The organism is Streptomyces hesseae (assembly GCF_031845785.1).
GTDB classification, from domain to species: domain Bacteria; phylum Actinomycetota; class Actinomycetes; order Streptomycetales; family Streptomycetaceae; genus Streptomyces; species Streptomyces hesseae.
In genome coordinates this window covers 126,391-147,322 of record NZ_JAVRFI010000013.1, presented here as the reverse complement: position 1 = coordinate 147,322, position 20,932 = coordinate 126,391, and the positions used below count along the sequence as shown (strand labels likewise).

At 69.9% G+C, this 20,932-nt stretch carries 17 protein-coding genes and 5 tRNA genes; 14 read left to right on the top strand and 8 right to left on the bottom strand.

The window, feature by feature from the left end; genetic code table 11:
- The first annotated feature begins 64 nt into the window (after nt 1–64).
- The 3 genes from hrpA (at nt 65) to RM609_RS20695 (ending at nt 4,608) form a co-directional block, all read left to right on the top strand.
- Nucleotides 65–4,039 carry an ATP-dependent RNA helicase HrpA gene (gene hrpA / locus RM609_RS20705; RefSeq protein ID WP_311612914.1) on the top strand — a complete coding sequence of 1,325 codons (3,975 nt, stop codon included), beginning with the start codon at nt 65–67 and terminating at the stop codon, nt 4,037–4,039.
- A gap of 122 nt (nt 4,040–4,161) precedes the next feature.
- Nucleotides 4,162–4,236 (top strand) — tRNA-Asp (locus tag RM609_RS20700).
- Between the two features lie 189 nt (nt 4,237–4,425).
- A complete protein-coding gene (locus tag RM609_RS20695) occupies nt 4,426–4,608 on the top strand; it encodes a DUF6274 family protein (RefSeq protein ID WP_311612912.1) in 183 nt (60 codons plus the stop codon).
- Nucleotides 4,609–5,078: 470 nt separating this feature from the next.
- On the opposite strand, the gene bldC is transcribed toward RM609_RS20695, so the two are convergent.
- Both bldC and RM609_RS20685 read right to left on the bottom strand, forming a co-directional pair.
- Nucleotides 5,079–5,285: a developmental transcriptional regulator BldC gene (gene bldC, locus RM609_RS20690; protein ID WP_003949541.1), complete on the bottom strand. Its 207-nt coding sequence runs from the start codon at nt 5,283–5,285 to the stop codon at nt 5,079–5,081.
- Between the two features lie 492 nt (nt 5,286–5,777).
- On the bottom strand, nt 5,778–6,644 hold the full coding sequence (locus RM609_RS20685; protein WP_311612910.1) for a DUF8083 family protein: 867 nt from the start codon (nt 6,642–6,644) through the stop codon (nt 5,778–5,780).
- A gap of 192 nt (nt 6,645–6,836) precedes the next feature.
- On the opposite strand from RM609_RS20685, the gene RM609_RS20680 reads away from it, so the two are divergent.
- Together RM609_RS20680 and RM609_RS20675 are read left to right on the top strand one after the other, a co-directional pair.
- Complete coding sequence (locus RM609_RS20680; protein WP_311612908.1) at nt 6,837–7,991, top strand: Leu/Phe/Val dehydrogenase; 1,155 nt, start codon at nt 6,837–6,839, stop codon at nt 7,989–7,991.
- Nucleotides 7,992–8,364: 373 nt separating this feature from the next.
- Nucleotides 8,365–8,625, top strand: coding sequence for a DUF3073 domain-containing protein (locus RM609_RS20675; RefSeq protein ID WP_311612906.1), 261 nt, complete (start codon nt 8,365–8,367; stop codon nt 8,623–8,625).
- Between the two features lie 148 nt (nt 8,626–8,773).
- Here the strand turns inward: RM609_RS20675 and purM are convergent, their stop codons facing one another.
- From purM to purS, 6 genes are all read right to left on the bottom strand, one after another.
- Nucleotides 8,774–9,841 carry a phosphoribosylformylglycinamidine cyclo-ligase gene (gene purM / locus RM609_RS20670; protein WP_311612904.1) on the bottom strand — a complete coding sequence of 356 codons (1,068 nt, stop codon included), beginning with the start codon at nt 9,839–9,841 and terminating at the stop codon, nt 8,774–8,776.
- 36 nt (nt 9,842–9,877) lie between these two features.
- Entirely contained in the window at nt 9,878–11,395 is a 1,518-nt protein-coding gene (gene purF / locus RM609_RS20665) for an amidophosphoribosyltransferase (RefSeq protein ID WP_311612901.1), read from the bottom strand.
- Nucleotides 11,396–11,542: 147 nt separating this feature from the next.
- Nucleotides 11,543–12,388 (bottom strand): sterol carrier family protein, encoded by an 846-nt coding sequence (locus RM609_RS20660; RefSeq protein ID WP_311612899.1) that lies wholly within the window; start codon nt 12,386–12,388, stop codon nt 11,543–11,545.
- A gap of 106 nt (nt 12,389–12,494) precedes the next feature.
- On the bottom strand, nt 12,495–14,744 hold the full coding sequence (gene purL, locus RM609_RS20655) for a phosphoribosylformylglycinamidine synthase subunit PurL (protein ID WP_311612897.1): 2,250 nt from the start codon (nt 14,742–14,744) through the stop codon (nt 12,495–12,497).
- A complete protein-coding gene (purQ, locus tag RM609_RS20650; RefSeq protein WP_311612895.1) occupies nt 14,741–15,421 on the bottom strand; it encodes a phosphoribosylformylglycinamidine synthase subunit PurQ in 681 nt (226 codons plus the stop codon). Before purQ ends, purL begins: the two co-directional genes overlap by 4 nt.
- On the bottom strand, nt 15,418–15,663 hold the full coding sequence (gene purS, locus RM609_RS20645) for a phosphoribosylformylglycinamidine synthase subunit PurS (protein ID WP_042151546.1): 246 nt from the start codon (nt 15,661–15,663) through the stop codon (nt 15,418–15,420). Before purS ends, purQ begins: the two co-directional genes overlap by 4 nt.
- A 317-nt stretch (nt 15,664–15,980) precedes the next feature.
- Between purS and RM609_RS20640 the strand changes: the two genes are divergently transcribed.
- From RM609_RS20640 to RM609_RS20600, 9 genes are all read left to right on the top strand, one after another.
- Nucleotides 15,981–16,298: a histone-like nucleoid-structuring protein Lsr2 gene (locus RM609_RS20640; protein ID WP_311612892.1), complete on the top strand. Its 318-nt coding sequence runs from the start codon at nt 15,981–15,983 to the stop codon at nt 16,296–16,298.
- Nucleotides 16,299–16,452: 154 nt separating this feature from the next.
- Nucleotides 16,453–16,524, top strand: a tRNA-Gly gene (locus RM609_RS20635).
- Between the two features lie 45 nt (nt 16,525–16,569).
- Nucleotides 16,570–16,641: transfer RNA gene (locus tag RM609_RS20630), tRNA-Gly, on the top strand.
- 45 nt (nt 16,642–16,686) lie between these two features.
- A tRNA-Gly gene (locus RM609_RS20625) sits at nt 16,687–16,758 on the top strand.
- A 78-nt stretch (nt 16,759–16,836) separates the two neighbouring features.
- Nucleotides 16,837–16,909 (top strand) — tRNA-Gly (locus tag RM609_RS20620).
- Between the two features lie 144 nt (nt 16,910–17,053).
- On the top strand, nt 17,054–18,004 hold the full coding sequence (locus tag RM609_RS20615) for an ABC transporter ATP-binding protein (protein WP_311612890.1): 951 nt from the start codon (nt 17,054–17,056) through the stop codon (nt 18,002–18,004).
- Nucleotides 18,004–18,864 (top strand): ABC transporter permease, encoded by an 861-nt coding sequence (locus tag RM609_RS20610; RefSeq protein WP_311612888.1) that lies wholly within the window; start codon nt 18,004–18,006, stop codon nt 18,862–18,864. Before RM609_RS20615 ends, RM609_RS20610 begins: the two co-directional genes overlap by 1 nt.
- A gap of 40 nt (nt 18,865–18,904) precedes the next feature.
- Nucleotides 18,905–20,299 (top strand): sensor histidine kinase, encoded by a 1,395-nt coding sequence (locus tag RM609_RS20605; RefSeq protein ID WP_311612886.1) that lies wholly within the window; start codon nt 18,905–18,907, stop codon nt 20,297–20,299.
- Nucleotides 20,296–20,907, top strand: a complete 612-nt coding sequence (locus RM609_RS20600; RefSeq protein WP_311612884.1) for a response regulator transcription factor — start codon at nt 20,296–20,298, stop codon at nt 20,905–20,907. Before RM609_RS20605 ends, RM609_RS20600 begins: the two co-directional genes overlap by 4 nt.
- Nucleotides 20,908–20,932: the final 25 nt, after the last annotated feature.

Below are 20,932 nucleotides of genomic sequence, written 5' to 3'. Positions count from 1 at the left end.
CGTCCCCGGCCGCCCCTAAATGCGTTCGCCGCTTCGCGGCGCGTGGTGCGATCCTGGATCCCGTATGTCTACGCAGCCTGCCGCCCCCGCCGCATTCGCCGACCTCGCCGCCCGCCTGCCCGAGCTCACGCTGCGCGATGCGCAGCGGCTGGGGCGACGGCTCGACGGGGCCCGTCGCGTCCGCAAGCCCGAGGCCCGTACGGCCGTCCTGGCCGAGATCGCGGCGGAGGTCGAGGCGGCAGAGCTGCGCGTCGCGAACCGCCGGGCCGCCATGCCGGCCGTCGACTATCCGGAGCAGCTGCCCGTCAGCCAGAAGAAGGACGCGATCCTCGAGGCGATACGCGACCACCAGGTCGTGATCGTGGCGGGTGAGACCGGCTCCGGCAAGACCACCCAGATCCCCAAGATCTGCATGGAGCTCGGCCGCGGCATCAAGGGCCTGATCGGGCACACCCAGCCCCGCCGGATCGCCGCCCGTACGGTCGCCGAGCGCGTGGCCGAGGAGCTGCGGACGCCGCTGGGCGAGGCCGTCGGCTGGAAGGTCCGCTTCACCGACCAGGTGGGCGAGACCACCATGGTCAAGCTGATGACCGACGGCATCCTGCTCGCCGAGATCCAGACGGACCGCGAGCTGCGCCAGTACGACACGATCATCATCGACGAGGCGCACGAGCGCAGCCTCAACATCGACTTCCTCCTCGGCTATCTCGCCCAGCTGCTCCCCCGGCGCCCCGACCTCAAGGTCGTGATCACCTCCGCCACCATCGACCCCGAGCGCTTCTCCCGCCATTTCGGCGACGCGCCGATCGTCGAGGTCTCGGGCCGTACGTATCCCGTGGAGGTCCGCTACCGGCCGCTGCTGGAGGAGGAGTCCTCCGACGCCGACCGTGACCAGATCACCGCGATCTGCGACGCCGTCGACGAGCTCCAGCGGGAGGGGGAGGGCGACATCCTGGTCTTCCTCTCCGGCGAGCGGGAGATCCGCGACACGGCGGACGCCCTGGAGAAGAGAAAGTTCAAGTTCACCGAGGTGCTGCCGCTCTACGCGCGGCTCTCCCATGCCGAGCAGCACCGGGTCTTCCAGCGGCACACCGGCCGCCGGGTCGTCCTCGCCACGAACGTCGCCGAGACGTCCCTGACCGTTCCCGGCATCAAGTACGTCATCGACCCGGGCTTCGCCCGGATCTCCCGCTACAGCCACCGCACCAAGGTCCAGCGGCTGCCGATCGAGCCGGTCTCGCAGGCCAGCGCCAATCAGCGCAAGGGCCGCTGCGGCCGTACGAGCGACGGCATCTGCATCCGGCTGTACTCGGAGGACGATTTCCTCGCGCGGCCGGAGTTCACGGACGCGGAGATCCTCCGGACGAACCTGGCGTCGGTCATCCTCCAGATGACGGCGGCGGGCCTCGGCGACATCGAGAAGTTTCCTTTCATCGACGCGCCGGACCGCCGGAACGTCAAGGACGGTGTCGATCTGCTCCAGGAGCTGGGGGCGATCGACCCGCAGCAGAAGGAGCCGAAGAAGCGGCTCACACCGCTGGGGCGGAAGCTCTCCCAGCTGCCGGTGGACCCGCGGCTGGCCCGCATGGTGCTGGAGGCCGACCGCAACGGCTGTGCCCGCGAGGTGATGGTGATCGCGGCCGCGCTGTCGATCCAGGACCCGCGCGAGCGGCCGTCGGAGAAGCAGGCGCAGGCCGATCAGCAGCACGCCCGCTTCAAGGACGAGACCAGCGACTTCCTCGCCTTCCTGAACCTGTGGCGGTACATCCGCGAGCAGCAGCGGGAGCTGTCGTCCTCGGCCTTCCGTCGGATGTGCAAGTCGGAGTACCTGAACTATCTGCGCATACGTGAGTGGCAGGACATCTACTACCAGCTGCGCACGGTCGCGAAGGCGATGGGCATCCACCTGGCCGAGGAGGACGCGCCGGCGGAGCGGGTGCACCAGTCGCTGCTGTCCGGCCTGCTGTCGCACATCGGCCTGAAGGACACCGAGAAGAACAATGAATTCGTCGGTGCCCGCAACGCCAAGTTCGCGGTGTTCCCGGGTTCGGCGCTCTTCAAGAAGCCGCCGCGCTGGGTGATGTCGGCGGAGCTGGTGGAGACCTCCCGGCTGTGGGCGCGCGTCAACGCGCGGATCGAGCCGGAATGGGTCGAGCCGCTCGCCCAGCACCTGGTGAAGCGCACATACAGCGAGCCGCACTGGGAGCAGAAGCAGGCGGCGGTGATGGCGTACGAGCGGGTGACGCTCTACGGCGTGCCGATCGTGGCGCAGCGGAAGGTGAATTACGGGCGGATCGACCCGGAGATCAGCCGTGAGCTGTTCATCCGCAACGCGCTCGTCGAGGGCGACTGGCGGACGCACCATCAGTTCTTCCACGACAACCGCAAACTGCTGGGCGAGGTCGAGGAGCTGGAGCACCGCGCCCGGCGGCGTGACATTCTCGTGGACGACGAGACACTGTTCGACTTCTATGACCAGCGGCTGCCGGAACACGTGGTCTCCGGGGCGCATTTCGATTCCTGGTGGAAGCACAAGCGGCGTGACGAGCCGGAGTTGCTCAATTTCGAGCACTCCATGCTCATCAACGAGAACGCGGAGGCCGTCACCAAGGACGACTATCCGGACTCCTGGCGGCAGGGCCGGCTGAAGTTCAAGGTGACGTACCAGTTCGAGCCGGGCGCGGACGCGGACGGTGTGACCGTCCATGTCCCGCTCCAGGTGCTCAACCAGGTCTCCGCCGAGGGCTTCGACTGGCAGATCCCGGGACTGCGGGAGGACCTGGTCACGGAGCTGATCCGGTCGCTGCCCAAGCCGATCCGCCGCAATTGCGTGCCCGCGCCGAACTTCGCCCGGCGCTTCCTGGACGGCTTTTCCGGGTCGGCCGCGGTGCCGCTCCAGGAGCCGCTGACGACCGCGCTGGCGCACGGGCTGCACCGGATGACGGCGGTGCGGATGGAGGCGGAGGACTTCGACCTCGCCAAGGTCCCCGACCATCTGAAGATCACTTTCCGGGTGGTCGACGAGCGCAAGCGCAAGATCGCCGAGGACAAGGACCTGGAGGCCCTGCGGCTGCGGCTCAAGCCGAAGACGCAGGCCGCGATCACCAAGGCCTTCGAGCAGGCCGCGGAGAAGACGGATGGAGCCTCCGGCGGCACCGCCCGTCCCGAGCAGCGTTCGGGGCTGACGTCGTGGACGGTCGGGACGCTGCCGCGCACCTTCGAGACGCGTCGCGCGGGCCAGCCGGTGAAGGCGTTCCCGGCGCTGGTCGACGAGGGGTCCTCGGTGGCCGTGCGGCTCTTCGACACCGAGCCCGAGCAGCGCGAGGCGATGTGGGCGGGCGTCCGCCGGCTGATCCTGCTGAACCTGCCGTCGAACCCGGCCAAGTTCGCCCAGGACAAGCTCGGCAATCAGCAGAAGCTCGCCCTCTCGCGGAATCCGCACGGCTCGATCCAGGCGCTCTTCGAGGACTGCGTCGCGGGCTCCGCGGACAAGCTGATGGCGGCCCACGGCGGGCCCGTGTGGGACGAGGAGTCCTTCCGCAAGCTCTTCGACGCCGTCCGGGCCGACATCGTCGACGCGACACTGGACACGATCCGCCGGACGCAGGAGGTGCTGGCCGCCTGGCAGGCGTGCGAGCGCCGGCTGAAGGCCACGACGAGCCCGGTGCTGCTGACGTCGCTGGCGGACGTCAAGCAGCAGCTGGCGGAGCTGATCAAGCCGGGCTTCGTCACGGCGCACGGCGTCCGCCGCCTGCCGGACCTGCTGCGCTATCTGGTGGCCGTCGACCGCCGGCTGACCCAGCTGCCCACCAACGCCGAGCGGGACCGGGCCCGGCTGGCGAAGGTCCAGGAGATGCGCGACGAGTACGCGTGGCTGCTGGAGCAATTCCCCAAGGGCCGCCCCGTGCCCCAGGAGGCCCGGGAGATCCGCTGGATGATCGAGGAGCTCCGGGTGAGCTACTTCGCCCACGCGCTGGGCACGGCCTACCCGGTCTCGGACAAGCGGATCGTCAAGGCGATCGACAAGCTGGCCCCGTAGCGGGACGCCCGCGGACGGCGCCCCGGAGGTGTGGGCGCCGTCACGGGGCGGTGGTTCGACCGCACCCCCTGACCTGCTGTAGAGTCTGTCTCGCAAGAACGCGACAGCGGGAAAGCAAACAAGGTCCTGTGGAGCAGTTTGGAGTGCTCGCCACCCTGTCAAGGTGGAGGCCGCGGGTTCAAATCCCGTCAGGACCGCAGTAGAGTCGGAGCCCGCATCCCTCAGGGATGCGGGCTCCGCTGTTTGTGCGGCCCGGGAGCAAGTGCCCCGGGAGCCCACCGACTTGAAGGCCCGGATCCGGACCCCCGGATCCGGGCCTCGGTGCTTTCGACCTTGACTGCGACACGTGCCAGGGGTACCCCAGTCAGTGGGAGGTGCCGCGCCCTATGACGACGACCGAGCGCAGCCGGCACGAGACCAGGGCGCTGCTGCGCGCCCATCTCTCCGCCGCGGCGGGCTATCGCCACCTGACGAGACACTGCCCGGTCTGTCACCGGCTCCTGCGGCTCGCCCAGGAGGCCGGGAGCGACCAGGAGGCGCCACGGGAGGGCGGCCCCCTCCCCCGGTGACGTACGGCGACTCCTGCGGCGGTGACGGGGGGTGGCACGGACGCCGCCGGGCAGTGGCTCCGCAGAGTGACCGCGAGCGGCAAGTCCTTTACCCCAGCGGCGCGATGGGGGACAAGCATGCCGCGATGTGACGGGAGTCACTGAAAGTATTTCCATGACAGGGGAACTCACCCCCTCCCTGCACCGGGTCAATTTAATATGTGCAATTGCACCGACCTTCCGGTCTTCCGCCGGCGCGTCCGATGGACCCGGGTACGGGCACACCGGAAGCGCCCGCGCGGGGATACCGGCGCATAAAAAAGATCGCGCTGGACTCGGCGGAGTCCAGCGCGATCGACGGCCGGCCCAAGTCGGTGGGCGGGACACCTGTTGGGGCAGGCGTCCGTCGTTTACCGTCTGTGGAGCTTCAGCTGGGCGAGAGCCGGGTTGGGGGCCCCGGAAATCACCCTGTCATTCAGTTGTTCAGCTGTTCAGGCCTCGCTGCGCTGCTGCGGAATGCCCGCCAGCAGGGCACGGACCTCCGCTTCGCGGTAACGGCGGTGTCCTCCGAGCGTGCGGATGGACGTGAGCTTGCCAGCCTTGGCCCAGCGGGTGACCGTCTTCGGGTCCACGCGGAACATCGTGGCAACCTCAGCCGGGGTCAGCAGCGGCTCGGCATCAGGGGTGCGAGCGGTCATGAGCGGCCTCCTCGGGAGAACCGAACCATCACGTCGGTTCTTTCCTCTAAATTCTGCACCTTGACCCGCGTTGCCCGAAATGGCGGACGCGGGCCGAGTCGGTTATAGGACGAACGGCTTGTCCTCGGCACTACAACTACACCATCTGTCCAGCCGCGTCGGCCAAACCGATGGAATTGCCCTCTCAGGTGTTCAACCTCGACGGAACCCGATGGACCATGCCATAGCGGACAGTCACCCCGCCGTGACGATCAGTCACAGCGGGATCAAACAGATCAGGGGTCACCAGATCCGCCAAGGAGTGCAATACCGAACTATCCGCCCTTACTTGGGCGGAAGGAACCCTTCCCAGACTCCTTGTCCTATTTTGCCATGGGGATGGGCGATGGGCGCAAGACCTAACGTAAGTGCGTTAGGTCACGGTTGCCGCAATGGCCCGGATCGGGACCTAGGTCCTGATCGCGGCACCGGCCGGCCGACGGTGCCGGGCGGTCAGCTGGCGAACTGCCGGTCGCGGACCGCCCTCCAACGCTCCGTCAGCCGCTCGTACGCCGCACCGGCCCGCGCCGCGTCTCCCGCCCGCAGCGCGGCCAGCCCGTCCGCCGTGTCGGCGGCCGAGCGGTCCTCGGCCAGCTGTGCCTCGGGAACCATATGCACAAGTCCGCCGTAGTCCAGCTCCACCAGGGACCGCGGATGGAACTCTTCCAGCCACCGCCCGACCTCCACGAGCCCGTCGACCAGCGGCCCCTCCTGCATCGCGTCCCGGAGCGTACGCAATCCACGGGCCACCCGCCGACGCGCCTGGACCATCGGCGTCCGGTAGCGCAGCAGCAGTCCCCCGCCACCCTCCCGGCCCTCCGGGCCCTCCGGCACGGATTTGCCGTACTCGCGCTCGTCGTCCGAGAAGAGCACGAACCAGCGCAGCGGCACCTGCCACGTCGCCGTCCTGATCCACGGCCGGGCGTCCGGGTTGCGGGCCGCCCAGCGCTCGTGGTCCGCGGCGGCCTGGTGCCGCACCACGGGCGGCAGCGCCGCGTCCAGCACGGGCGCGGGAAACCGCTCCGCCAGCTCCCGCAGCGCCAGCCAGCCCCGCAGCCGGGTCCGCCAGGGGCAGACGCACACCACGCCGTCCACGACCGCCACGAAGGCGTCGCCGCTCTCGTGCACCGGGACGGGGACGGGCGGGGTGGGCAGCAAATCCGCCAGCGAGCGGCGCAGTTCGTCCTGGGCCCCGGGGAGGCTCTCCCGGCGCGCGTACCGCAGCCAGTGGGACCGCTCCGGTTCCGGGAACGCGGCCAGCGGCTCGTAGACCCGCAGATAGGCCGCGTACGGCACGGTCACCGACGACGCCACGCCCACGCTCGCTCCCTCAAGCCGTAGGTCACCCGCGGGGAGTTGCGGGTGCCTCACCCCATACCGTCCAAATCGTCCCATGGCACCGGAGCCCGGGAGAGTGATCCTCGGCACGAGCCCGGCCGGCCGGGCCGCCAGGCCCTACCCTCGTGCCCAACCGGCCCTCCACCACCCCAGCGAGGGCGACCTCCGCGGCATATGGGAGTCACCACCGTGACCGACGTACGTCCCACCAGCGGCGCCGACGACGGCGTACTGCGCACCCTCTTCCGTTCCGACCAGGGCGGCCATGAACAGGTCGTGCTCTGCCAGGACGCCGAGAGCGGCCTCAAGGCCGTGATCGCCCTCCATTCCACGGCCCTGGGCCCGGCCCTGGGCGGGACCCGATTCCACCCGTACGAGTCCGACGAGGACGCGGTACGGGACGCGCTGAACCTCTCCCGCGGCATGTCGTACAAGAACGCCCTGGCGGGGCTCGACCACGGCGGCGGAAAGGCTGTGATCATCGGCGATCCCGATCTGATCAAGTCCGAGCAGCTGCTGCTTGCGTACGGACGCTTCGTGGCCTCGCTGGGCGGCCGCTATGTCACCGCATGCGACGTCGGCACGTATGTACAGGACATGGACGTGGTCGCCCGGACGAACCGCTGGACCACGGGCCGCTCGCCCGAGCAGGGCGGCGCCGGCGACTCCTCCGTGCTCACCGCCTTCGGCGTCTTCCAGGGCATGCGGGCCGCCGCGAGAACGAAGTGGGGCGAGCCGACGCTGCGCGGGCGCCGGGTGGGCGTCGCCGGCGTCGGCAAGGTCGGCCACCACCTGGTGGAGCATCTGGTCCAGGACGGCGCGGAGGTCGTGATCACGGACGTCCGGGCCGCCGCGACCGAGCGGATCCTGGCCCGTCACCCCCAGGTCACGGCCGTGGGCGACGCCGCCGCGCTGGTCCGCGCGCCGCTCGACGTCTATGCCCCCTGCGCCCTCGGCGGCGCGCTGGACGACGAGACCGTGGCCGTCCTCACCGCCTCCGTGGTCTGCGGCGCGGCCAACAACCAGCTCGCCCACCCGGGGGTCGAGAAGGACCTCGCCGACCGGGGCGTGCTCTACGCGCCGGACTATGTGGTGAACGCCGGTGGAGTGATCCAGGTCGCCGATGAACTCCTCGGCTTTGATTTCGACCGGGCGAAGGCCAAGGCGACCAAGATTTACGACACGACTTTGGCCATATTCGACCGCGCGCGAGCGGACGGCGTTCCGCCGGCCGTCGCGGCGGACCGGCTCGCCGAGCAGCGCATGGCGGAGGCCAGGGCCGAGGCGGCCCGGGAGGCGGTGAGCACGGTCCCCTCCCCCGCGCGGTGACCCTCCGTGTCCCGACTGACCCGCCCGGGTGATCTTCCGCCCGGGCGGGCGACCGGTGCCCGCACGGCGATCTCCACAGGGATCCCCACAGAAGAGTGACCGGAAGGCGGCGGAAGGAGAGATCTCTCACCACCCCTCGGCGGGTCGGCGCTCGGGACACGTTAAAATCACAGCTGACCAGCGCGTACTGGGCCTCTTCCGGGTCCGGCTCCGTGGCACGTCATGCGGGCGACGTACCGTATGGCCGCGGAAGCAGGTACCGTTGAAGCTCTACAGGCCGGACACCTCCTACAGGGGTCCGCTCTGACTCATGAACGTGAACGCGTGTCAAGACTCTGGGGCCGTCGAGCCCCGTCAATGAGGGGGTCGAGCCATGGGGCGCGGCCGGGCCAAGGCCAAGCAGACAAAGGTCGCCCGCCAGCTGAAGTACAACAGCGGCGGGACCGACCTCTCACGTCTGGCCAATGAGCTGGGCGCAACGCAGCCGTCGATCAAGCAGCCGCCGGAGAGCGAGCCGCTTGTTGAGGACGACGAGCTGGAGGACGACCCGTACGCTCAGTACGCGGCGCGTTACAACGACGAGGAAGAGGACGAGCACTCGTCCGACCCGTCGGTGTATCGGCGTCGCACTTGACGCGGTAGTCATAGCTTTTCAGTGACCCGGTTCGGGGCTTCGCCCCGGACCGGGTTCTGCGCTGTCCTGATGCCGTCCGGCGGGTGCGGGCCGTGTGTGCCCACCCGTGCCGCCAGGGCGGCACGGGTGGGCACACACGGCTCGGTCGTCAGCCCGCGTAGTCACCCGTCAGGGCCACCGGCTCCGCGTGGTCGCCACGGTCCTCGATCTCGCCGCACACCCACGCGTCCACGTCGCGGTCGGCGAAGGTCGCCAGAGCCACGTCCACGGACTCCTGCGGGACGACCGCGATCATGCCGACGCCCATGTTGAGCGTCTTCTCCAGCTCGGGGCGCGCCACCCCGCCCAGCTCGCCCACCAGGCCGAAGACAGGGTCCGGCGTCCAGGTGGAGCGGTCCACGGTCGCGTGGAGGTGGTCCGGGATCACCCGGGCCAGGTTGTTGGCGAGGCCGCCGCCGGTGATGTGCGAGAAGGCGTGGACTTCCGCCGTACGGGTGAGGGCGAGACAGTCCAGCGAGTAGATCTTCGTGGGCTCCAGGAGCTCCTCGCCGAGCGTCCGGCCGAACTCCGGCACCTCCCGGTCCAGCTTCCAGCCGGCCCGGTCGAAGAGCACATGGCGGACCAGTGAGTACCCGTTCGAGTGAAGTCCCGACGAGGCCATCGCGATGACGGCGTCACCCTTGCGGATGCGATCCGCGCCCAGCAGCCGGTCCGCCTCCACCACGCCCGTACCGGCGCCGGCGACGTCGAAGTCGTCCGCCCCCAGCAGCCCGGGGTGTTCGGCGGTCTCGCCGCCGACCAGGGCGCAGCCCGCGAGGACACAGCCCTCGGCGATGCCCTTGACGATGGCGGCGACGCGCTCGGGGTGGACCTTGCCGACGCAGATGTAGTCGGTCATGAACAGCGGCTCGGCGCCGCAGACGACCAGGTCGTCCACGACCATGCCGACGAGGTCGTGGCCGATGGTGTCGTAGACGCCCATCCGGCGGGCGATGTCGACCTTGGTGCCGACACCGTCGGTCGCCGAGGCGAGCAGCGGGCGCTCGTAGCGCTTGAGGGCGCTGGCGTCGAAGAGGCCGGCGAAGCCGCCGAGGCCGCCGACGACCTCGGGGCGGGTGGCCTTCCGCACCCATTCCTTCATGAGCTCGACGGCGAGATCGCCGGCTTCGATGTCGACGCCCGCGCTTGCGTAGCTGGCACCGGTGGTCGCAGACATGCTGTGAACTTTCGTGTCGTCTTGTACTACGGAGCGTTACGGGCGACGGAGCGCGTCGGCGGCGTCGGAGCCACCGGCCAGCTCGGTCTCCAGCAGCTGCTTGCCCAGCAGCTCGGGGTCGGGGAGCGCCATCGGGTACTCACCGTCGAAGCAGGCCCGGCACAGATTGGGCTTGGCGATCGTGGTCGCCTCGACCATCGCGTCGAGGGAGATGTAGGCGAGGGAGTCCGCGCCCAGCGACTTGCCGATCTCCTCGACGGTCATCCCGTTGGCGATCAGCTCCGCGCGGGTGGCGAAGTCGATGCCGAAGAAGCAGGGCCACTTCACCGGCGGGGACGAGATCCGTACATGGACCTCGGCGGCGCCGGCCTCGCGCAGCATCCGCACCAGGGCCCGCTGGGTGTTGCCGCGGACGATCGAGTCGTCGACGACCACCAGGCGCTTGCCCTTGATGACTTCCTTGAGCGGATTGAGCTTGAGGCGGATGCCCAGCTGGCGGATGGTCTGGCTCGGCTGGATGAAGGTCCGGCCGACGTAGGCGTTCTTGACCAGGCCCGTGCCGTACGGAATGCCGCTGGCCTCGGCGTAGCCGACGGCGGCGGGCGTGCCGGACTCCGGGGTCGCTATCACCAGGTCGGCGTCGACGGGGGCCTCGGCGGCGAGGCGACGCCCCATCTCCACACGGGAGAGGTAGACGTTGCGGCCGGCGATCTCGGTGTCCGGGCGGGCCAGGTACACGTACTCGAAGATGCAGCCGCGCGGCTTGGCCTCGGCGAAGCGGGAGGTCCGCACGCCGTTCTCGTCGATGGCGATCATCTCGCCGGGCTCGACCTCGCGGATGAAGGTGGCGCCGCAGATGTCCAGGGCGGCCGTCTCCGAGGCGACCACCCAGCCGCGCTCCAGCCGGCCGAGGACCAGCGGGCGGATGCCCTGCGGGTCACGGGCGGCGTAGAGCGTGTGCTCGTCCATGAAGACGAGGCAGAAGGCGCCCTTGACGTCGGGGAGGACCTTGGCGGCCGCTTCCTCGACGGTCAGCGGCTTGCCGTCGTCGTCGGTCTGCCCGGCAAGCAGGGCCGTGACCAGGTCGGTGTCATTGGTCGCCGCCACCTGGGTGGCCCGGCCGTTGTCGCGCGGGAGCGCGGCGACCATCTCGGCCAGCTCGGCGGTGTTGACCAGGTTCCCGTTGTGGCCCAGGGCGATGGAGCCGTTGGCCGTCGCCCGGAAGGTCGGCTGCGCGTTCTCCCACACCGAGGCTCCGGTGGTGGAGTAGCGGGCGTGACCGACCGCGATATGGCCCTGGAGGGAGCCGAGGGAGGTTTCGTCGAAGACTTGGGAGACCAGTCCCATGTCCTTGAAGACGAGGATCTGGGAGCCGTTGCTCACAGCGATTCCCGCGGACTCCTGTCCACGGTGCTGTAGCGCATACAACCCGAAATAGGTGAGCTTGGCGACCTCTTCACCCGGAGCCCAGACACCGAAGACGCCGCAAGCGTCCTGGGGGCCCTTCTCGCCGGGGAGCAGGTCGTGGTTGAGTCGTCCATCACCACGAGGCACACCTCGAGTCTATGGCAGGGGCGAGGTTCATCCGAACCGGGGACGGCCGGGAAATCTCACACCACGCACAGCCACTCGGCGGGTACAGCGAATCACCTGTTCGTGGCCGGATCTCTACGGTCGGCCACGCCCACGGGTGAGCTCCGCTCAAGTGAGCAAAGGAAGTTGTGCGGAGAGGTCCGCGCGTTCGCCGCTGGCCGTCACGGCGGTGGAGTCGAGGGCATCGGCCCAGGTCAGACGGCCTGTGGCCAGCCGGATCCAGGTGATCGGGTCGGTCTCGACGACGTTCGGCGGTGTCCCGCGCGTGTGTTGGGGACCCGCGACGCACTGAGTGACGGCGAATGGCGGGATACGGACCTCCACGGAGCCGCCGGGGGCCTTGGCCGCCAACACGTCGGCGAGCAACCGGGTGACGGTCGCGAGGGCCTGCCGGTCATGGCGTACGACGGTGCCCGTGGCGGTCGCGAGATCGTCGCCGTGCACCACGGCTTCCACCAGTCGGGTCACCACAAAATCGGACAGCGACATGGCGCCGAGACCCGTGGGGACGGCCTCGACGGAGCCCGGGTCGGCGAGCACGCCGGACAGCCGCTCGGCGACCCGATCCAGCGCGTGCACCAGGAAGTTGGGCTCCCGGCCGACGAGCGCCTCGGCAGCTGCGGCGGTCCTCTCCACCACGTAAGCGGCCCGCGCGCCGCTGCCCGCCGCGTACTCCGGCAGGGTGATCTCGGCCCGTACGGGCGGGGATTCACCGGAACGTTGCGCCTCGACGAGCACCGGCAACAGCTCCAACGCGCCGGTGAGATGCGTGATCAGCTCCCCGGCCGTCCACTTGCCCACCCCGGAGGGTGCGGCGAGCAGCGCCTCGGCGTCCGGTTCGGCGCACACCACGGCCACCACGTCCCGTACGGCACGGACCTGCCCTTCGAGGGCGGCCCGCGTCTTCGCGGGATCGAAGCTGCGGATACGGGGCTTGCGCGGTGCGGGAGGCATGGCGCGAGCCTAATCCTTGGCCAGGCTTCGGGTGGGCCCAACCGGCACAACCGGCCGGGCCCGTCCCGTACTGATGAAGGGAGTTGAGCGAGCGTACAGACGAGCGTTACACGAGCAACGAGGGAATCGTCGCCTCGTGTGCCGCACGCAGCTCCGCCAGCGGGATCACGAACTCGCCCTGGATGTCGAGCTCTTCGCCGTCGACAACGCCGATCCGCGTCGCCGGCAGCCCCCGCGCCCCGCACATGTCGGTGAAACGCAGCTCCTCGCTGCGCGGCACGGCGACGACCGCGCGGCCGGCGGACTCGGAGAAGAGGAGGACGAACGGGTCCACAGCGTCCGGAACGACGATCCGGGCACCCTTGCCGCCGCGCAGGCACGACTCCACCAGGGCCTGGATCAGGCCGCCGTCGGAGAGGTCGTGCGCCGCGTCGATCATGCCGTCGCGGGAGGCGGCGATCAGGATCTCGCCGAGCAGCTTCTCGCGGTCCAGGTCCACAGCCGGCGGCAGTCCGCCGAGGTGGTCGTGGATCACCTGGGACCAGGCCGAACCGCCCAGCTCCTCCTTGGTGTCGCCGAGGAGGTAGAGCAGGTGGCCCTCGTCCGCGAAGGCCATCGGCGTACGGCGGTCGACGTCGTCGATGACGCCCAGGACCGCGACCACGGGGGTCGGGTGGATGGCGGTCTCGCCCGTCTGGTTGTAGAGCGAGACATTGCCGCCGGTCACCGGGGTGCCCAGGGCCAGGCAGCCGTCCGCCAGGCCACGGGTGGCCTCGGCGAACTGCCACATGACGGCCGGGTCCTCCGGCGAGCCGAAGTTCAGGCAGTTGGAGATCGCCAGCGGGCGGGCACCGGTGGCGGCCACGTTGCGGTACGACTCGGCGAGCGCGAGCTGGGCGCCCGTGTACGGGTCGAGCTTGGCGTAGCGGCCGTTGCCGTCCGTGGCGACGGCGACACCGAGGTTGGTGTCCTCGTCGATGCGGACCATGCCGGAGTCCTCGGGCTGGGAGAGGACCGTGTTGCCCTGGACGAAGCGGTCGTACTGGTCCGTGATCCAGGACTTGGAGGCCTGGTTCGGGGAGGAGATCACCTTCAGGACCTGCGCGCGCAGCTCCTCGGCGGTCCCGGGGCGGGCCAGCTTGTTCGCGTCGTCGGCCTGGAGGGCGTCCTGCCACTCCGGACGGGCGTACGGGCGCTCGTAGACCGGGCCCTCGTGGGCGACGGTGCGCGGCGGGACGTCCACGATCTGCTCGCCGTGCCAGAAGATCTCCAGCCGCTCGCCGTCGGTGACCTCACCGATGACGGTGGCGATGACGTCCCACTTCTCGCAGATCTCCAGGAAGCGGTCGACCTTGCCGGGCTCGACGATCGCGCACATGCGCTCCTGCGACTCGCTCATGAGGATCTCCTCGGGCGAGAGCGTCGCGTCGCGCAGCGGTACGTGGTCCAGCTCGACGCGCATGCCGCCGGAGCCGGCGCTGGCCAGCTCGCTGGTGGCGCAGGACAGGCCGGCGCCGCCGAGGTCCTGGATGCCGTCGACCAGGTCCTCGCGGAAGATCTCCAGGGTGCACTCGATGAGGAGCTTCTCCTGGAAGGGGTCGCCGACCTGGACGGCGGGGCGCTTGGTGGGCTTCGAGTCGTCGAAGGTCTCGGACGCGAGGACCGAGACGCCGCCGATGCCGTCGCCACCGGTGCGGGCGCCGTAGAGGATGACCTTGTTGCCGGCGCCGGAGGCCTTGGCGAGGTGGATGTCCTCGTGCTTCATCACACCGACGCACAGGGCGTTGACCAGCGGGTTGCCCTGGTAGCAGGGGTCGAAGACGACCTCGCCGCCGATGTTGGGCAGGCCCAGGCAGTTGCCGTAGCCGCCGATGCCCGCGACGACGCCCGGCAGGACGCGCTTGGTGTCGGGGTGGTCGGCGGCGCCGAAGCGCAGCGGGTCCATGACGGCGACCGGGCGGGCGCCCATCGCGAGGATGTCGCGGACGATGCCGCCGACGCCGGTGGCCGCGCCCTGGTAGGGCTCGATGTAGCTGGGGTGGTTGTGCGACTCGACCTTGAAGGTGACCGCGTAGCCCTGGCCGACGTCGACGACGCCGGCGTTCTCGCCGATGCCGACGAGGAGGGCGTCGTTCTCGGGGGCCTTGTCGCCGAACTGGCGGAGGTGGACCTTGCTGGACTTGTACGAGCAGTGCTCGGACCACATCACCGAGTACATCGCGAGCTCGGCGCCGGTGGGACGGCGGCCGAGGATGGTGCGGATGCGCTCGTACTCGTCCTGCTTGAGGCCGAGTTCGGCCCAGGGCTGGTCGACGTCGGGGGTCTCGTTGGCGTGCTTGACGGTGTCGAGAGTCATGCGCTGACCAGCTTCTTCAGGATCGAGGTGAAGAATCCGAGCCCGTCCGTACGGCCGGTGCCGACGCCCGGCTCGACGGCGTGCTCGGGGTGGGGCATCAGGCCGACGACGTTGCCGGCGGCGTTGGTGATGCCCGCGATGTCGCGGAGCGAGCCGTTGGGGTTGCCGTCCAGGTAGCGGAAGGCGACGCGGCCCTCGGCCTCGAGCTCGTCGAGGGTGTGCTCGTCGGCCACATAGCGGCCGTCGATGTTCTTCAGCGGGACGGAGATCTCCTGGCCCGCCTCGTAGTCGGCCGTCCAGGCGGTGTCCGCGTTCTCCACGCGGAGCTTCTGGTCGCGGCAGATGAAGTGGAGGTGGTTGTTGCGCAGCATCGCGCCGGGCAGCAGGTGGGTCTCGGTGAGCACCTGGAAGCCGTTGCAGATGCCGAGGACCGGCATACCGGCCTTCGCCTGCTCGATGACGCTCTCCATGACCGGCGAGAAGCGGGAGATGGCGCCCGCCCGCAGATAGTCGCCGTAGGAGAAGCCGCCGGGCAGGACCACGGCGTCGACCTGCTTGAGGTCCTTGTCGCGGTGCCAGAGGGGCACGGCCTCGAGGCCGGCGATCCGGACGGCGCGCTGGGTGTCGCGGTCGTCGAGGGTGCCGGGGAAGGTCACGACCCCCACGCGTGCGGTCACGAGTCGACCCGCACGGTGAAGTCCTCGATCACGGTATTGGCGAGAAACGTTTCCGCCATCTCGTGGATACGGGCGAGGGCGGCCTCGTCGACCGGGCCCTCCACCTCGAGTTCAAAGCGCTTGCCCTGACGGACGTCGGCGATCCCCTCGAAACCCAGGCGTGGCAGCGCGCGCTGCACCGCCTGGCCCTGCGGGTCGAGGATCTCCGGCTTGAGCATGACGTCGACTACGACGCGTGCCACTGGCACTCCCGGTGTGTGGTGCGTGAGCTGAAGCGGTACCGCCAGCGTACAGTCCCGGAAAATCTACGCGCATAGATATGCTGGGCTTATCCTTCGCATTTTGCTCGGTCGCGACGGCGACCACTCGGGAAAATTCCGGGAAAAATCCCGGGGGAACACCCGATGGCGATTGCGGTGGGGTGGCGCGACGGAATTAACTGGGCCGCGTCATGCATTGCCCTTTGTCGCACACATGAATAAGTATGGTCTGAGAACAACCGGAACCGACACGTCACCGCAGGTCAGAGCGGTGATACTGGCCGAAAGGACCGATTTCCGTGGCGCAGCGCGTAGTGGTCACACTCTCCGATGACATCGACGGCGGGGTTGCCGCGGAGACCGTCATCTTCGGACTCGACGGCAAGTCGTACGAGATCGACCTGAACTCTGCCAATGCGAAGAAACTGCGGGGCATCTTCGAGCCTTACATGGACGCCGGGCGCAAGCAGTCCCGGTCGGGCCGCGTCTACCGCCGTACGTCCGTGGCACCCGATCCGGCGGCGGTCCGCGCCTGGGCGCGCTCGAACGGGATGGAGGTGCCGCCGCGCGGCCGCATCCCCAAGAAGGTCTACGAGGCGTTCAACGCCGCGGGCTGAGCCGGCCGCCCCGGGGCCCTCACGGGCCGCGCCCACGGTGGTGCGCGGCCCGTCGATCATCGGATTTGCCAACCGCCCCTGGTGATCAGCTAGAGTCTGGATCAACGCCGAAGGGCAACGCCGGGAAACCGGCCGGAACTTCGGGGTGTGTCTTGCGGGTGTAGCTCAGTAGTAGAGCGCCCCCTTTCCAAGGGGGAGGCGCAGTGTGCGATTCCTGTCACCCGCTCTGACCGTCCAGTGGTCCACATCAGTGGATCGTCTGGGTGGACGCGCGGGTGTAGCTCAGTAGTAGAGCGCCCTCTTTCCAAGAGGGAGGCGCAGTGTGCGATTCCTGTCACCCGCTCTGACCGTTCAACGGTCCACATCAGTGGACCGTCTGGATGGGCGCGCGGGTGTAGCTCAGTAGTAGAGCGCCCCCTTTCCAAGGGGGAGGCGCAGTGTGCGATTCCTGTCACCCGCTCTCATCGCTTTACCGACCACCGCTGTGGATCAGGTAGAGTGGTGCACGCGCCGCCCGGTGAAAGCCGGTCGGAGGCATGCGGACGTAGCTCAGTTGGTAGAGCACCACCTTGCCAAGGTGGATGTCGCGAGTTCGAGTCTCGTCGTCCGCTCAGAGAACGAAGGCCCCAGTCATTGCGACTGGGGCCTTCGGCGTTTCCTGAAACGTCCCCCTGAAGCGTCCTCATGACATCCGTCATCCGAAGTCATGACAGCCCGCACTGAGGCTCGGCGGAATTCGCCGGGAGTCTGGAGGCATGGATGTCGGGGACGGTGTGATCGAGGTCTCGGAGCTGCGCCGTAGGTACGGCGGGCAAGGGGACAAGGGATTCGAGGCGGTGCGGGACGTGTCCTTCACCGTGCGGCGCGGGGAGTTGTTCGCGCTGCTGGGGACGAACGGCGCGGGCAAGACCTCCACGGTCGAACTGCTGGAGGGCCTGGCCCGGCCGACCGGGGGAACGGTGCGGGTACTGGGCCACGACCCGCACACGGAACGCCGCCTGGTGCGGCCCCGGATCGGGGTGATGCTCCAGGAGGGCGGCTTCCCCTCCGATCTGAGCGCCGCCGAGACGGTACGGATGTGGGCGGGCTGTACGACCGGGGCGCGGCCCGTCGGGGAGGCCCTGGAGCTCGTGGGGCTCGGCCCGCGCCGGGACGTAAGGGTCAAACAGCTCTCCGGCGGCGAACGCCGGCGGCTCGACCTGGCGCTGGCCCTGCTGGGACGGCCCGAGGTGCTCTTCCTCGACGAGCCGACGACCGGACTGGACCCCGAGGCGCGGCACACCACCTGGGAGTTGGTGCGGCGGCTGCGCGAGGAGGGCACGACGGTGCTGCTCACCACCCACTACCTGGAGGAGGCGGAGTCGCTGGCCGACCGGCTGGCGATCATGCGGGACGGGCGGATCGTGACCACCGGCACACCGGGCCAGGTGATCGGCGCCCATCCGGCGCGCATCCGCTTCGCGATGCCGACGGGCTGGTTCGTGGGCGATCTGCCGCCGCTGGACGCGCTGGGGGTGCTCCGGCACGAGGAGAGCGGCGGCCGGGTGGAGCTCCAGACGGCCGAGTTGCAGCGCACGCTGACCGGGCTGCTGCTGTGGGCCCGGGAAAAGGACGTCGAGCTGGAGGGACTGGACGCGCGGACCGCCTCGCTGGAGGAGGCGTTCCTGGCGATCGCCGGGGCCGCGACGTCGGAGAGGGGCGAGTGATGGCGACGGACACGACGAGGGACGCGCGGGCGAAGAACGCACGGGCGAGGGACGCACGGACGGCGGGTGCGCGGGGTACGGGGGTCCCGGCGGGCGCGACGACCATGACGGGCCGGGCCCTGGCCCTGGGCCGCGCGGAGCTCACACTCCTGGGCCGCAACAGGATGGCGCTCTACACCGTCCTGCTGATGCCCGTGCTCATGGTCTACGCGATGAGCACGGCGACCAAGAGCCTCGACATGAGCGGCACGGGGATGTCCCTGAGGGAGGCGACGATGACGGGCGCCTTCGGGTACGTCCTGCTCTTCGTCGTCTACTACAACCTCATGAGCGTCTTCACCGCCCGGCGCGAGGAGCTGGTCCTCAAGCGGCTGCGGACGGGCGAGGCCGGCGACGCGGAGATCCTCGCGGGCACGGCGCTGCCCTCGCTGGCGATCGCCGTCGCGCAGTGCGTGATCCTGGTGGCGGCGGGCGCGGCATGGCTGCACATGCGCCTGCCGGCGCGCCCGGAACTGCTGGTGGCGGGTGTGCTGCTGGGCCTGGCCATGCTGACGCCGCTGGCCGCCGCGTCCACGGCCTTCGCCAAGACGCCGGAGAGCGCCCAGCTCGCGGCGATGCCGATGACGATGGTCTCGATGCTCGGCTCGGGGATGTTCTTTCCGCTGGAGGGGTTGCCGGACGGGCTCGCGCGGTTCTGCGAGCTGCTGCCCCTGACCCCGGTCGTCCAGCTGATGCGCGACGGCTGGCTCGGCGGCGCGGATCCGGCCGGGACCCTCGGTCATCTGGGGGCCGCTCTCGTCTGGACGGCGCTCGCGGTGTTTGCTGTACGACGGTGGTTCCGTTGGGAACCCCGGCGCTGAACTGCGAGAACGACCAGGAACTACCAGGGGGGTGGGGCGCGTGATCAGCCGTATACGGAAGTTCCGCGACCACAGCAAGATCCGGCAGATCGACATGTACATGCGCTGGGCGCTGTACGCGTGCCCCTGGCTGTTCATCGTGTTCGAGGGCCTGGCGCTGCTGGGCCTGGCCACCACCGACCGGCGGGGGCTGGGCCTGGGAACGGCCCTGCTCGTCGTGGCGATCGTGCAGGCCATGGCCGGTGTGGGCCTGCTGCGCCGCGCCCTCGACCGCTACCTCGGCAAGGAGACCGTCCTGCGGGCGCGGATGGCGGTCTCCTTCGTTCTGCTGACGGCGGCGCTCTGCCTGATCGCTCTGATCTCGACGCACGGCAGCAAGGAACTCGCGCAGGGCGTGTCCACCATGGTCATGGGGGTCGCGATAGCTCCCCTCGGCGCCCTCTGCCTGATCGTGCGCAAGCGCGTCTACTGGGCGCTGTGCGCGGCGGGCTCGCTCGTCGTCCCGGTGCCGTTCGTCCTGGTGGGCATGCCGTTCGCGGTGGCGCTGGGGGGCTCGGTGTTCGGGGCGCTGTTCATCGCCGGGTGGGTCCAGCTGGTGGCGCGCGTCTCGGGGTGGATGCTCTCCATCATGTGGGAGGTCGACGGGGCGCGTGAGGTGCAGGCGCGGCTCGCGGTGGTGGAGGAGCGGCTGCGCTTCTCGCGCGACATGCACGATGTGCTCGGCCGGAACCTGGCGGCGGTCGCGCTCAAGAGCGAGCTCGCCGTGCAGCTGGCGCGGCGCGGCTCGGACGCGGCCGTGGACCAGATGGCCGAGGTGCAGCGCATCGCGCAGGAGTCGCAGCGCGAGCTGCGCGAGGTCGTCCGCGGCTACCGCGAGGCCGATCTCCACACCGAACTGGCCGGTGCGCGAGGGATCCTGACCGCCGCCGGCATCGAGTGCCGCATCGACGCCAGGGCCGCCGACGACCTGCCGCCGGCGGTCCAGTCGACGCTCGCCTGGGTCGTCCGCGAGGCCACGACGAACGTGCTCCGGCACTCGGACGCGGGGCGCTGCGCGCTGCGGCTGCGGTGGGTCGAGGGGGGCGAGGGGCGGGCGGTGCTGACGGTGGAGAACGACGGGGTGCGGGTGGGTTCCAGCGGCGGTTCGGGTGGCTCCGGCGCCGGTTCGGGGCTGGCGGGGCTGCGGGAGCGGCTGGCGGTGCTGGGGGGCACGCTGGCGTACGAGCACGGGGGGAACGGAACGTTTCTGCTGACGGCGCGGGTGCCGGTGGGCTCGGCACCGCCGGAGGCGGACGCCGTAACCGGGGGCACACCCCCGGGAAACGGTGAGGGGGTGGGACCGGGGCGCCCCTCCCCCGCCGCGGCGGTGGGCGGCCACGACGCCGGAGTCCGGCGGCGCCGAACCGGCCTCGTACCCGAAGGGATGGACCGATGACGCCGATCCGCGTGATGCTCGCCGACGACGAGCACCTGATCCGCGGCGCGCTGGCCGCGCTGCTCGGGCTGGAGGACGATCTCCAGGTCGTGGCCGAGGCCGCGTCCGGGACCGAGGCCCTGGCGATGGCCCGCGCCCACCGGCCCGACGTCGCCGTGCTGGATCTCCAGATGCCGGGGGCCGACGGTGTGACGGTCGCCACATCTCTGCGGACCGAACTGCCCGACTGCCGCGCCATGATCGTCACCGGTCACGGCCGGCCCGGGCATCTGAAGCGGGCCCTTGAGGCGGGGGTGCGCGGGTTCGTACCGAAGACGGTCTCGGCCCAGCGGCTCGCCGAGATCATCCGGACCGTGCACGGCGGAAGCCGCTACGTGGACCCGGAATTGGCGGCCGACGCGATCAGCGCGGGCGACTCCCCGCTCACCGCCCGCGAGGCGGAACTGCTGGAACTGGCCGAGGACGGCGCCCCCATAGCGGAGATCGCCGAGCGGGCCTCGCTGACCCAGGGAACGGTCCGGAACTACCTCTCCGCTGCCACCGCGAAGCTGGGTGCCGAGAACCGTCACGCGGCGGCGCGCATCGCACGCGCTCAAGGTTGGCTATAGTGGTGTCCGCACCGCACGAGAGCGC